We start from the raw sequence: 14146 nt of genomic DNA on the forward strand, positions 1-14146 counted from the left end.
GCGATGAACGCGTCGGTAGACACGTGCAGCCCAAGCTTAGCCCATCACCTCGCGCGCACTGGTGAATGAGGCGTCAGCGAATGCGACATCAACCGGCCTTGTCGCCCGCCTTGTGCGCAATCCATGCGCCCACCACGGCGGAAACGTACGGAATCGACTGCGCCGCGAGGATGAACATCCACAACTGGCCCTCGACGTACTGCGTGCCGAAGCTCAGCGCCATGCCGATCACGCAGGCCGTCAGCGCGATCGCCATCAGCAGCTCCTCGCGCACCGGCGCGAACGCAGCGAAGTTGCTGCCGCCGAGGCGACGGCTCTTGGCGGTCACCACGAACGAGGTCTTCTCGCGCGTGAGGCCGTGCAGGATGCCGCGTGCGATGGCGTGCGACAGGCCCATGCTGGCCAGCGACGCCATCAGCGTGTCGTACCAGCTGCATGGGACGCGTGCGCGATAAAGCACGATGCCGAAGATCGCCTTGGCAAAGAAGAAGCCGATCACCGGGATCAGGAACAGCTGCATCGGCAGGCTGAAGATGGTCGGGAACGCCACCATGCCCGCGGTCCAGAAGATCGCCATCATGGTGAAGATCAGGTGCAATGCATCGGCGAACCAGCTGAACCAGCCGGTGAGGAAGTGGAAGCGCTGGCCGCTGGAGAGCGGGCCCTTCTTGGTCATCCAGTTCCAGCGACCCTTGAGGATCTGCATGGCGCCGAACGCCCAGCGATAGCGCTGGCTCTTGTATGCCTTGAAGTCGGCCGGGGTGAGGCCCTTGCCCATCAGCTCGTCGACGTACACGAGTTCATAGCCGGCGTGCATCAGGCGCAGGCCGAGCTCGGCGTCTTCGCAGATGGTCCATTCGGACCAGCCGCCGGTACCTTCCAGCGCCGAGCGGCGCACCATGGTCATGGTGCCGTGCTGGATGATGGCGTTGCGCTCGTTGCGGTGGTGCATGCCGATGCGGAAGAAGCCGTCGTACTCCCATGCGGTCATGCGGCGGAAGCGGTTGTGCTCGAAGTCGCGATGCGCCTGCGGACACTGCACCACCGCCACCTTCGGGTCGTGGAAGTAGCCGGTGAGCGTGGACAGCCAGTCTTCGCGCACCACGTAGTCGGCGTCGATCACCGCCACCACGTCGGCGCGCGGGTCGGTTTCCTTCAGGCCGAAGTTGAGTGCACCGGCCTTGAAGCCCGGCCACGGCTCCAGGTGGAAGAAGCGGAACTTCGTGCCCAGCTTCTCGCAGTAGTCCTGCACCGGCTTCCAGATCGCCGGGTCCTTGGTGTTGTTGTCGATCACCAGGACTTCGTAGTTCTCGTACTGCAGCGCGGCCAGGGAGTCGAGGGTGATGATCACCATCTCCGGCGGCTCGTTGTAGCAGGCCAGGTGGATCGACACGAACGGCTGCTTCTCCACCGGATCAGGCGTGAGCAGGCCCGCATGGCGCACCCAGCCGCGGCGCCACAGCACCTCGGTGAACTCGAAGCCGTTGATGAGCAGGATGGCGAGGATCGCGATCTGGGCCGGGAACAGCAGCACCAGCATGGTCCAGTCGATCCAGCTCAGGTAGAAGTTGAAAGGCAGCGTGGCCGACCAGGTGATCAGGCCGCAGGCGAGCTGGATCAGCGCGCAGAAGAAGAAGCGGCCCATCAGCTTGAAGCGGCTGTAGTGGCGTGCGAACCAGATCATCGGCAGCAGCGCCAGCAAGCTGGCAGCCAGCGCCTTCCACGGCCACGCGGTGTCTTCGGTCACCGGGCCGGTGAACGGGAACTTCAGCTGGCGATCGGCGTTGAACATGCCCCAGTAGGCTTCGGTGCGACCCGACAGCTTTTCCTTCCAGGGCTGGTCGAACGCCTCCATCACGTAGTAGTCGATGTTGTTCTGCTTGGCGACGTTGAACCACTGGCGCAGGAAGATCGCCTCGTTCGACACCGACGGGTCGGCGTACTTGTAGCGATCACCGTTGGACGGCCAGCCGATCTCGCCGATGACGATGAGCTTGTTCGGGAACATCTGCTTGAGCGTGCGATAGCTGCCCAGCGCGTCCTGGATGGCGTCCTTGCGGTCGATGCCGTTCCAGTACGGAAACAGATGCACGGTGATGAAGTCGACGTGCTCGGCGAGCTCCGGATACTTCGCCCAGATGTGCCAGGGCTCGGCGATGGACACCGGCTGATGCAGCGCGGCACGCACGCGGTCCACGTACGCCATCAGCTGCTCGGGCGGGATGTCGTTGCGGAACAGCACTTCGTTGCCGACGATCACTCGGTTGATCGAGTTCGGGTAGCGACGCGCCTGCGCGATCAGCGTCTCGATCTCCTTCTCGTTGTTGTCGAGGCGGCGATCGATCCACGCGCCGGCCATCACCTGCAGGCCCTGCTTGTCGGCCAGGCGATACACCTGCGGGTTCTGCAGCGTGGAGTAGGTGCGGATGCGCGGCGTGTACTGCTTGAGCAGCTTCAGGTCGTTGTTGATTTCCTCGTCGGACGGGAAATCGTTCTTCAGCGGGTTCTGGTAGCGCTGGAAGGCGGACAGCGCAAAGCCGCCGATGGGACCTTTCCAGTCCTCGGGGCCATGGGGCAGGTTGCTCCACCACCACAGGCCGATGTTCATGGCCGCCACGATCAGGGCGAGCAGGATGGCTGCTAGGAACGGATGCCGGCTATCCTGGGTGGTTGCTGTCGCGCTCAAAACGATCCCCGTGGCTGCCTCACACGAGGCCAAAAAGCCCTGAGAGCTTAACGAGGGAGCGCATTGGGCTCAATCAAGGCGAGCCGGGATGGTCAGCGCAAGGTCAGGCCACCCGCATGTGACCGGCCATCATTGGCACGGGCCGGCCATGCGGCACAGCGTGGCGACCAGCGTGGCCTGGCTGTGCTTGACGGTCTTTTCAAAGACATGCTTGAGGTGGTTGCGTGCGGTGCCTTCGCCCATGGCGAGCAGGCGGGCGCAATCTCGCAGCTCATGGCCGTCGGCAAGCAGGCCGGCCAGGGCGGCTTCGCGCGGCGTGAGGCCGAACGCCACCGTCAGCGCTTCGCGGGGCACGGGCTGAAAATGTTCAGGTGCCGTGACGAAGATCGCCACGCCGCGCGGCGGACCGGGCAGAGCGGTCAATCGCACGAGCAGGGGCGCAGCGTGCGCAGCTCGCCGGCGCAGGCCCAGATAGCGAACGGCGCTGGCTGGCGCATCGATGTCCTGCGCGGCCAGCAGCGCCACGGTGTGCCTCAGGCGACGGGTTTGGGCAACCGTTGCGGCCGTGAGCCCCGCGGGGCTGTCTTCCAGCCCGTCGTGCCGGGCCAGCAGCTCGCGTGCGGCGCGGTTGATGTAGCAGGGCCGGGCCTGGTCGTCGGCGAGTATCACCCCGATCAGCAACTGGTCGAGCAACTGCGGCAACAGAGCCGCATGCGCGCCGGCAGGTGTCGGCACATCGGATCCCCCTGCGGACGGGCGTCGAGACGGGCGGGACATGACGAACTCCCGCTGCCGGCCTAATGCTTTCGCGCTGTCCGGTATGGGACAGGCGAGCGCGTGGCCGGTGGCGTATGCAGGTAGATCCATCCTACTCCGCCGTCGTGCGGAGCGAGCCTCGGAGCACTGCCATGGCCATCGACGAGCAACGACTTCATGCATTCCTAGGAAAGGCGGTGGGCGACCTGGGCGCCGCCATCAGCGCCACCCTGATCCAGATCGGCGACGAACTGGGTTTCTACAAGGCGCTTGCCGCCGAACGGCTGACGTCTGCCGAGCTTGCCGAGCGGACCGGCACGCACGAGCGCTATGCGCGCGAGTGGCTGGGCAACCAGGCGGCGGGCGGCTACGTGGACTTCGACGAAGCCACCGGGCGCTATGGCCTGAACGAGGAACAGGCGCTGTGCCTGGCCGACCCGCATGGCCCGGTGGACCTCGCGGGCGCGTATTCGATCGTCGAAGCGATGTTCCATGCCAAGGAACGGACGCTGGAGCACTTCCGCAATGGTCAGGGCATGGAGTGGGGAGAGCATCATCCCTGCCTGTTCCATGGCACGGAGCGGTTCTTCCGCGCGGGCTACAACGCAAACCTGATCGGCGCGTGGCTGCCGGCGCTGGAAGGCGTGGTCGACAAGCTGCGTGGCGGAGGGCGGGCGGCCGACGTGGGTTGCGGCCACGGGGCCAGCACGATCCTGATGGCCCAGTCGTTCCCCAACGCCCAATTCGTCGGCTACGACTATCACGGGCCTTCCATCGAGGTGGCTCGCCAGCGCGCCGAGGCGGCGGGCGTCACCAATGCATCGTTCGAAGTGGCCGATGCCACGGGCTACGAAGGCAAAGACTTCGACCTGATCGCCTTCTTCGATTGCCTGCACGACATGGGCGATCCGGTTGGCGTCGCCAGGCACGCGCGGCAGGCCCTGAAGGCCGACGGCAACTGCATGATCGTCGAGCCTTTCGCGGGCGACCGCGTGCAGGACAACCTGAACCCGGTCGGACGGGTCTACTTCGGCGCCTCGGCGCAGATCTGCGTGCCGGTCTCGCTGGCTCGCCACGGGCCCGCGCTGGGCGCGCAGGCCGGTGAGGCGAGGCTGCGCCAAGTGGTGGTGGACGGCGGAGGCTTCCAGCGCTTCCGGCGCGCGGCGGAGACGCCGTTCAACATCGTGCTGGAGGCAAGGCCCTGATTAAGGCTGCATGTCCGCCACTTCAGGCGATCCAGGCACCTGCATGCCCGTCATTCCGGCGCAGGCCCGGGTCCAGCAGCTGCGGGCCGTGATTTTTGCGACACGGCCGAGGCCTGAGGCTCTGGATGCCGGCCTGCACCGGAATGACGGTGAGGAGGAGGCATGGTCGGGATCAGCCGTCCTGCCGCCCCGTTCACCGCCGGAGCGGGGCGTACGCGCTTACTTCAGCAGCGAGCGCAGCATCCACGCGGTCTTTTCGTGATCCTTCAGGCGCCCGGTGACCATGTCGACCGTACCTTCATCGCCGGCGGCATCGGCCACCTTGATGGCTTCGCGGGCCGTGTGGGCGGCGATCTCGTGGCCTTCGACCAGCTGGCCGACCATGTCCTTCCAGTCCGGTACGCCGGCTTCCTCCTTGATGGAGGTGAGCTTGCCGAACTGGCTGTAGGAGCCGGGGGCGAACACGTCCAGGGTGCGGATGCGCTCGGCGATCTCGTCGGCGGCCAGCCACAGCTCGTTGTACTGGGTCTCGAACATCGTGTGCAGGCTGTTGAAGTGCGGGCCGGTGATGTTCCAGTGGAAGCTGTGGGTCTTGAGGTAGAGCGAATAGGTGTCCGCAAGCAGCTTGGACAGCTGCCCGCCGATCTGTTCCCGGTCCTTCTTGGCGATGCCGATGGAAATGGCCATGGAGTACTCCTTTGCGAGGGTGGGGATGAAACTTGGGACCAGCTTAGCGAGCCGTCCCTTGGCGGTGAAATGAATCGTGCCGATGCCGGTGATAGTCACCAGCTATCATGTGCGGTCCGATGACACAGGCAACCACACCTTCCCAGAGTGCCGATCCGCGGCTGCGCGACCTGCGCAAGGCGCTGGACACGGTATCCAGCCGCGATGTCGGCCGCCTGCAGGGCCGCTGGCGCGAACTGTCGCGCCGCTTCGACGAAAAGAAGCTGGCGGCGCTCGCCAGCGATATCGAGGCGTCCGCGACCAAGCGCCGCGCCCGCGCCGAGGCCAAGCCGGCGATCACGCTGGACGAGTCGCTGCCCATCACGGCACGCGCCGACGAGATCGTCGAGCTGATCCGCAAGCACCAGATCGTGGTGATCGCCGGCGAGACCGGTTCGGGCAAGACCACCCAACTGCCCAAGCTTTGCCTGGCCGCAGGACGAGGCGAAGCGGGCATGATCGGCTGCACCCAGCCGCGCCGCCTGGCCGCTCGTTCGGTGGCGCGCCGCGTGGCCGAAGAGCTGGGCACCGGCCTGGGCGACCAGGTGGGTTTCCAGGTGCGTTTCACCGATCAGGTGTCCGACCGCACCCTGGTCAAGTTCATGACCGACGGCATCCTGCTCGCGGAAACGCAGGGCGATCCGTGGCTGAGCGCGTACGACACCATCATCATCGACGAGGCGCACGAGCGCAGCCTCAACATCGACTTCCTGCTGGGCTATCTCAAGCGGCTGGCGGTGAAGCGTCCGACGCTGAAGATCATCGTCACCTCGGCCACCATCGATACCGAGCGTTTCGCCGAGCATTTCGGCAACGCGCCCATCGTGTCGGTGGAAGGGCGTACCTATCCGGTCGAAGTGCGCTGGCGTTCGGTGGACGAGGTGGCGGCGCGCCGCGGCCAGCGTGCGGGCGACCTGCAGCAGGGGGGCGCCGATCATGTGGCCGCCGTGCTGGACGAAATCACCCACGACGACCCGCGTGGCGACGTGCTGATCTTCCTGCCGGGCGAACGCGAGATCCGCGACGCTCATCTGCTGCTGTCGCGCCGCCAGTACCGCGAGACGGAAGTGCTGCCGCTGTATGCGCGCCTTTCCGCCGGCGACCAGGACCGCGTGTTCAAGCCGGGGCCGAAGCGCCGCGTGGTGCTCGCCACCAACGTGGCCGAAACCTCGCTCACCGTGCCGCGCATCCGTTACGTGATCGATTCGGGCCAGGCGCGCGTCAAGCGCTACAGCCAACGCAGCCAGCTTGAGCGCCTGCATGTCGAGCCGATCTCCAAGGCTGCTGCCGACCAGCGCAAAGGCCGCTGCGGCCGTGTGGGTCCAGGCACCTGCTATCGCCTCTACGACGAGGCTGACTACGAGAGCCGTGCGGCCTACACCGATCCGGAGCTGCTGCGCTCGTCGTTGGCCAACGTGATCCTGCGCATGCTGTCGCTGCAGCTGGGTGAAGTGGACGAATTCCCTTTCCTCGAAGCGCCCGATCCGCGCGTGGTGGCCGATGGCTATCGGCGCCTGGCCGAAATCTCGGCCATCGACGACGCCCGTCGCCTCACCCCGATGGGCCGCGTGATGGCGAAGTTGCCGATCGACGTGCAACTGGCGCGCATGCTGGTGGAAGCGGAGAAGCTGCACAGCCTGCGCGAGCTGCTGGTGGTCGTGTCCTTCCTCAGCATCCAGGACCCGCGCGAGCGCCCCGCCGATGCGCGCCAGCAGGCCGATGCGGCGCATGCGGCGTTCGCCGATCCCAAGTCCGATGTCGTCGGCGTGCTGAACCTGTGGCGTGACTACGGCAAGGCACACGAAGACCTCACGCAATCGAAGCTGCGCGACTGGTGCTCGCGCCACTTCCTCAGCTTCATGCGCATGCGCGAATGGCGCGAGCTGCATCGACAGCTCTTGCTGGTAGTGCAGGAGCTGGGCTGGAAGCTGGACGCTTCGACTCCCTCTCCCCTGCGGGGAGAGGGCCGGGGTGAGGGGGCAATCTCGCCTCAGGCGGGAAAAGGGCGAGGTGTTGCTGTTTCCAACAAGCGGAATAGGCAAGACACCCGCGAGCACCCACCCCTCACCCCGGCCCTCGCCCCCGAGGGGAGAGGGGGTGAAGACGAAGCCACCCGCCAATACGAATCCATCCACCGCAGCCTCCTCGCCGGCCTGCCCACGCAGGTGGGACACAAGGACGAAAAGGGCATCTACCGCAGCACGCGCGAGCGTCGCTTCCAGGTGTTTCCGGGCTCATCGCTGTCGAAAGTGCCACCGAACTGGATCTTCGCCGCGCAGATCCTCGATGTCGGTGGCCGCGTGTGGGGCATGATGTGCGCGCGCGTCGAACCGCTGTGGATCGAGCAGCAGGCAGCGCATTTGCTGCGTTCGGCGTGGCGTGATCCGCACTGGTCGCGCAAGCGTGGCCATGTGGTGGCATACGAGCAGGTAAGCCTGTTCGGATTGACGCTGGTGGAGCGGCGCCCAGGCACGTTCCAGAAGCAGGATCCGGTGCTCGCGCACGAGATCTTCCTGCGAGAAGCGCTGACCCGCGGCGATATCGACGCCCGCGCCGACTTCATCCGCGCCAACCAGCGTGTGCTGGAGGATGCGCGCGGCATCGAAGCCAAGCAGCGTCGCGAAGGCCTGCTGCGTTCCGAGGATGAACTGGTCGGCTTCTTCGAAGGCAAGCTGCCTGGCGACATCGCGGACAGCCGTGCACTGGACGCGTGGTACCGCAAGGCGCGTCCCGCGGAGCAGGCGGCGCTGCGTTGGTCGCTGGACGATGTGATGAGCGGTGGCGCCGGGCTCGATCCCAAGGCGTTCCCGTCGTCGTTGGATGTTGGGCCGCAGAAATACCGCCTCGAATACCGCTTCGTGCCGGGCGACGATGCCGACGGCGTGACCTTGCACCTGCCGCTGGCGATGTTGAATGCCTTGCCTGCCGCGCGTTGCGAATGGCTGGTGCCTGGGTTGCTGGCGGAGAAAGTGGCGGAGCTGATCCGTGGTTTGCCCAAGGCGTTGCGCCGCAACTTCGTGCCGGCGCCGGACTTTGCGCGTGCCTTCGTCGAGGCCGAGGCACCGCGCGACGAGTCTTTGCACAAGGCGCTCGCCGCGTTCCTCAAGCGTGCGACAGGCGTGGACATCGCGGCGACGGATTTCGACGCCGTGGAACTGCCCGCGCATTTCCGCATGCGTTATCGCCTGCACGACGAGAACGGCAAGACGCTCGCCACGGGGCGCGATCTCGCGGCGATGCGAGGCCAATGGGAGGGGCGGGCGCGCGAAGCGTTTTCGCGCAAGACCGACATCGAACTCACGCGCGAAGACATCGCCAGCTGGGATTTCGAAGAGATCCCGGCACAGGTGCGTTCGGCGGGCGGCCTGCTCGCGTTCCCCGCCCTGGTCGATCTGGGCGACGCGGTGGCGTTGCGCGTGTTCGAGCGCAGCGACGAAGCACGTGAGGCACACGTGCTTGGCGTGGTTCGCCTGCTACGCAACGCGCTCGCCAGCGACATGAAGCAGGCACGCCGCCGGTTGCCCATCGCCAATCCGCTCGCCTTGAAATATGCCCCGCTGGGCGGTGTCGATGGCTTGCGCGAAGACCTGGTGGAAGGCGGTTTTACCGACCTCCTGGAGCCTCACGATCTCAACGCGAGAACGGCCGGTGCGTTCCAGTCGCTGCATACCCTGATGGCGCGCGAGCTGTTTGGTGCAGCGGTCGAACGCCTCAAGCTGGCCGAGCCGATCATCGAGGCGCAGGCCGACCTCAAGCCGTGGCTGCAACCGCCGTTGATGGGTTTTGCCCGCGCCAGCTACGACGACCTGCGCGAACAGCTCGAATCCTTGCTGACGGCAGGTTTCCTGCGGGAGCTGCCCACCTCGCGGCTGGCGCACTATCCGCGCTATTTGAAAGCGATGCGTCTGCGCGCGGAGCGCCTGCGCCAGGACCCGGCCAAGGACCAGCAGCGCATGCTGCAGGTGCTGCCGTTCTGGCGCGATTACCTCAAGCATCGCGCGGCAGGCACCGATGCGTTGGACGAATTGCGCTGGCTGATCGAGGAATGGCGCGTGTCGCTGTTCGCGCAGGAACTGAAGACGGCCGAACCGGTGTCGGCCAAGCGGCTCACGCGGGCGCTGGAGGCGCTCGCGTGAGCCATTCGCATCAGCGGACGCGCTTCACGCTGATGCTTTCGCCGCAGCCTTCCACGTACATCAGCCAGTTGCCCATCATCATCGGCTTGATGGTGACGTTCGGGTTTTCGGCATGCGGGCAGACGTAGCTGCCTGATCCGGCCTGTTTCCACACCTGGCCGTTGTCCAGCGGGAACTGCATGTTCTCCGCGAAGCCGTTGAAGGAGCCTTTCAGGCGCGCGGTCACCGCCGTGCGCTTGCCGCTTTCGGGGTAGAACACCGGCTTGCCGGACGAATCGACCACCTTGGTGATCACCTTGCCGTGCCCGCTCAGCCAGTCGTCGAGGTTCTTCAGTTCGTCGGCCGACAACTTGTCGAGGCCCGCGGCCTTGAACTCCGCCGGCGACATGCGCTGCTGCAGCGGCACGTACTGGTCGGCGGCCAAGGCAAGAGCAGGGACGATCAGGGCGGCACTCACGAACAACGGCAGCAGTCGGGCCAGACGCATGGAAATGTCCTCAGGGGCAAGGGAGTGACGTCGCCGCCGCAGCATACACGGCATGAACCGCCGGTTCATGCGGAAGGCGGGTCGCGGGAGCGGCCTGCACTAGAATGGCGGCATGGTCCAAGCCGCCCTCAACGCAAGCCCGGGTCTCGCCCAGTGGCGCGAACGCGTCGGCTACGTGCCGCCCGTGCTGGGCGACGCGTTGGATGCCGGCGCGTCCCTGGCGGTTCACCAGGCCGAGTTGGCCGACGCGCTGGAGCTGCTCGCCATGCTGGGTTCCGACGCGCAGACCCAGGCAGCGGCCGTGTGGTTCGAGGTGTCCCGCACCGATCCGGCATTGTGGGCGCAACGCGAGCCGCTATTGCCGGCCGAACTGCAGCGCCTGGTCGCCGGCCAGCTGGCCGCCGAACGGGTATGGGCGCTGCATGCACAGCATGGCGCCGATCACGGTGCGGAAGGCCTGCGCCGCCTGCTGCTGGCGATCATCCGCGACGTGCGCGTGGTGTTCATCCTGCTGGCGCGGCAGCTGGCCCGCATGCGCGTCGCCAGCAGCTGGCCGGAGGCCGAGCGCCAGTCGCTGGCGCGGCTCACCCGCGACATCCATGCGCCCCTCGCCAATCGTCTCGGTATCTGGCAGCTGAAGTGGGAGCTGGAAGACCTGAGCTTCCGCTACCTGCAGCCGGAGACCTACAAGCGCATCGCCAAATTGCTGGACGAGCGCCGCGTCGATCGCGAGGAGTTCATCCGCGAATCGCTCGACGTGCTGCATCGCGCGCTTGACGCGGCGGGCATTCGCGCGGAGCTGGCGGGTCGGCCGAAGCACATCTATTCGATCTGGAAGAAGATGCAGCGCAAGTCGCTGGAGTTCTCCGATCTCTATGACATCCGCGCCGTGCGCGTGCTGGTCGACAGCGTGGCCGACTGCTATGGCGCGCTCGGCGTCGTGCATACGCTGTGGCCGCACCTGCCGGGCGAGTTCGACGACTACATCGCCCGGCCCAAGGGCAACGATTACCGCTCGCTGCATACGGCCGTGGTCGGCCCGCGCGGCAAGACGCTGGAAGTGCAGATCCGCACGCACGAGATGCATCGCATCAACGAGCTGGGCGTGGCCGCGCACTGGCGCTACAAGGAAGGCGGCGCGGGCGACAGCGAGTTCGAGGCAAAGATCGCTTGGATGCGCCAGCTGCTTGAGCCGCGCCAGGACAGCGAAGGCGATCTTGCCGCCGACCTGCACACCGAGCTGCTGGAAGACCGCGTCTACGTGCTCACGCCCAAGGGCGAAGTGGTGGACCTGCCGCACGGTGCCACCGTGCTCGACTTCGCCTACCACGTGCATACGGAAGTGGGTCATCGCTGCCGCGGTGCCAAGGTCAACGGCCGCATCGTGCCGCTCACCTTCCAGCCCTCCAGCGGCGATCGCGTGGAAGTGCTCACCGCCAAAATTGCCGAGCCCAGCCGTGACTGGCTGTCGCCGCATCATGGCTACCTGCATACGTCGCGTGCGAAGGACAAGGTACGCGCGTGGTTCCGCCGCATCGCGCACGACGCCAACGTCGCCGCGGGCCGCGCGATCTTCGAAAAGGAGATCAAGCGCCTGGCCCTGCCTTCGGCCGACATCAGCAAGCTGCCGGCGCATTTCCACCTGAAGTCGCACGATGAGCTGCTCGTCGCGCTGGCGCTGGGCGAAGTCGCGCCCGGCCAGATCGCACGCGTGCTGCAGGAGGCCGCTGCGCCGCCGCCACCCGTGACGCAATCGGCAACCGCCGCGCCGCCCAGGCAGGCGACGCACGGTCACAGCGCGCTCAGCATCGAGGGCGTAGGCAATCTGCTGACCACGCTGGCGCGCTGCTGCCAGCCCTTGCCGGGTGATCCGGTGCGGGGTTTCGTCACCAAGGGGCGCGGCGTATCCGTTCATCGCGCGGATTGCCCCAGTCTGGCGCGCCTGGCGCGTCGCGATCCGGACCGCGTGATCGAAGTGGAGTGGGGCAAGGCCGCTGCGCGCGCGTACGAAGTGGACATCGAACTGCGAGGCTACGACCGCAAGGGCCTGCAGAAGGACGTCACCAGCGTCATCAGCAATGCCAGCGTGCACATCATCGCGTCGTCCAGTCGCGTATTCACGCGCACGGGCGAGGTGGAAATGCGCTTCACCCTGCGCGTTCGGGACTTCGAACAGCTGTCCACTCTGCTGGATCGCCTGGTAGCGCTGCCCAACGTGGTCGACGCGCGCCGCGTCAGCGTTGGCTGAACGGCTGGCCTTAACAACCCGGCCCAGGCCCGCCGCGATGCTAAGCTGCGGCTGAGAAACTCCACTTCCCCATGCCCATGAACGGACGCAAAGACCAGTACGACCCAGGGTCGCCAGGCCGAACCGAGCCGACCCTGGGTAGCCTCGACAATCTGGACGCGCCCGGCTCAGGCCCATCGAGAGAGGTGCCGCGGGACGACGACGGCCTGCCCAAGTTCAACCTCGCCCCGGACATGCGTCGTCCGGCACCGCCGCGTGCACCGATGCCGCCGCCCCGCAAGCGAGGCTGGCTGGTGCCATTGGCGTTGCTGGTGGTCATCGGCATCGGCACCAGCGTGTGGATGGGACAGGACAAACTGCGCGGACTGGTGCCCAGCACCGAGCTCGATGGCGTGTTGGGTCGTGCCGAAATCGCACTGCAGGAAGGACGCCTGGACGGTACCGACGGTTCCAGCGCACGTGAATTGTTCGAAGCGGCGCGCGCCCTGCAGCCGGACAACGACCGCGCCCGCGATGGCCTGCGCAAGGTCGGCCAGGCCGAGATCGCCCGGGCCGATGCCGCGCTGCAGGCCCACAAACTGGACGAAGCAGACCAGGCGCTGGCGACGGCGCGCGAACTGCTGGGCGGCGGCACCGACGTGGATCGCCTGAGCCAGGCGATTGCCAGCGCGCGCAACGGCACGGTGAAGACCGACCGCCTCGTCGAACAGGCCCAGCAGGCACTCGAGGCGGGCAAGCTCGACGGCGACGACGGCGCGGCTGCGCTGTATCGGCGCGTGCTGGCCGCCGATCCCGGCAATGCCGTGGCCCTGCATGGGCTGGACAAGGTTGCCGATGCGCTCGCCGCGCAGGCGCACAAGGCGCTCGATGCCGGCGATCGCGCGGGAGCGGCCGCGCTGGTCGACCGCATCGCCGCGATGCTGCCCAATTACGGCGAATTGCCGGCGCTGCGTGCCGCCCTGGTGCAAGCCGACCAGCAGAACAACAGCCAGGTCACCGACGCGATCAAGCAGGGCCAGGATGCGCTGCGCGCCGGTCGCATCACCGGCGAAGGCGACGATACCGCGCTCGCGCACTTCAAGGCCGCGTTGGCGATCGATGCCAACAATGACGACGCAAAAACGGGTCTCGGCCAAGTAGCACAGGCCCTGATCGTGCAGGCCAACGCCGCGCTCGACAGCGGCGACACGGCGCATGCCAGCGGCCTGCTGGACCAGGCCGAGGCGCTGGCGCCGCATTCCGCGGACCTGGCGTCGGCGCGCGCGCGCCTTACCGATGAACAGAAGTCCGTCGCGGCCGCGCAGGCCGCGAGCGCGAACGAAAAGCACAAGGCTCCTGAGCAAACGCCGGCGAACACCAGGAGCGACCGACGCAAAGCCGCCGCATCGCAGACGCCCAGCGAAGACGAGGACACTGGCGAAGCGCCGCTGGAGCATCCGCCGCTTACGCCGCAGCAAAGCGCCGAGCTCTCGCGCACGTTGTTGCGTGCGGACAACGCGGCACGGCAGGGCAACCTCATGTTGCCGCCGGGCGAAAGCGCGTATGACCTCTATCGGCAGGCGCTCGCCATCGACGGCAACAACGTGACCGCCCGCAACGGCCTCGAAAACCTGCCCAACATCGCCATCGGCCAGTTCAACCAGGCGTTGATGAACGGCAATCTGTCCGTCGCCAACAGCCGCCTCGCCGATCTGGGTGACCTGTCGCCGGGCAACACCAACCAGGGCGTACTGCGCCAACGCCTGGCCAGTGCGTGGATGGACCAGGCCGAACAACAGTTGCAAAGTGGCGATCGCGCCGGTGCTGCCCAGTCGCTGGACAGCGCACGCAAACTCATGCCGGGCAATCCACGCCTGGCCACCTTGATGGCACGCCTGCAGTCCGGTTCCTGAGGAATCGCCC

The 14146-nt window shown here is 66.7% G+C and carries 8 protein-coding genes; 4 read left to right on the plus strand and 4 right to left on the minus strand.

Features of this window, described 5'->3' with window-relative positions; genetic code table 11:
* Positions 1–88 precede the first annotated feature (88 nt).
* Positions 89–2686, minus strand: coding sequence for a glycosyltransferase family 2 protein (locus CA260_RS04430; protein ID WP_111981203.1), 2598 nt, complete (start codon positions 2684–2686; stop codon positions 89–91).
* A gap of 129 nt (positions 2687–2815) precedes the next feature.
* A complete protein-coding gene (locus tag CA260_RS04435) occupies positions 2816–3421 on the minus strand; it encodes a helix-turn-helix transcriptional regulator (protein WP_146745280.1) in 606 nt (201 codons plus the stop codon).
* Positions 3422–3594: 173 nt separating this feature from the next.
* Here CA260_RS04435 and CA260_RS04440 point away from each other — a divergent pair, with 173 nt between their 5' ends.
* On the plus strand, positions 3595–4647 hold the full coding sequence (locus CA260_RS04440; protein ID WP_111981205.1) for a class I SAM-dependent methyltransferase: 1053 nt from the start codon (positions 3595–3597) through the stop codon (positions 4645–4647).
* A 219-nt stretch (positions 4648–4866) separates the two neighbouring features.
* On the opposite strand, the gene CA260_RS04445 is transcribed toward CA260_RS04440, so the two are convergent.
* Complete coding sequence (locus CA260_RS04445) at positions 4867–5334, minus strand: Dps family protein (RefSeq protein WP_111981206.1); 468 nt, start codon at positions 5332–5334, stop codon at positions 4867–4869.
* 119 nt (positions 5335–5453) lie between these two features.
* Between CA260_RS04445 and hrpA the strand changes: the two genes are divergently transcribed.
* Positions 5454–9509, plus strand: coding sequence for an ATP-dependent RNA helicase HrpA (gene hrpA / locus CA260_RS04450; RefSeq protein WP_111983003.1), 4056 nt, complete (start codon positions 5454–5456; stop codon positions 9507–9509).
* A gap of 10 nt (positions 9510–9519) precedes the next feature.
* Here hrpA and CA260_RS04455 read toward each other — a convergent pair whose 3' ends face one another.
* Entirely contained in the window at positions 9520–9996 is a 477-nt protein-coding gene (locus CA260_RS04455; RefSeq protein ID WP_172461714.1) for a hypothetical protein, read from the minus strand.
* A gap of 112 nt (positions 9997–10108) precedes the next feature.
* Between CA260_RS04455 and CA260_RS04460 the strand changes: the two genes are divergently transcribed.
* Together CA260_RS04460 and CA260_RS04465 are read left to right on the plus strand one after the other, a co-directional pair.
* Positions 10109–12244, plus strand: a complete 2136-nt coding sequence (locus CA260_RS04460) for a bifunctional (p)ppGpp synthetase/guanosine-3',5'-bis(diphosphate) 3'-pyrophosphohydrolase (protein ID WP_111981207.1) — start codon at positions 10109–10111, stop codon at positions 12242–12244.
* 77 nt (positions 12245–12321) lie between these two features.
* Positions 12322–14136, plus strand: a complete 1815-nt coding sequence (locus CA260_RS04465; RefSeq protein WP_111981208.1) for a hypothetical protein — start codon at positions 12322–12324, stop codon at positions 14134–14136.
* The last annotated feature ends 10 nt before the right edge of the window (positions 14137–14146 follow it).

The sequence above is a fragment of the Dyella jiangningensis genome (assembly GCF_003264855.1).
GTDB lineage: Bacteria > Pseudomonadota > Gammaproteobacteria > Xanthomonadales > Rhodanobacteraceae > Dyella > Dyella jiangningensis_C.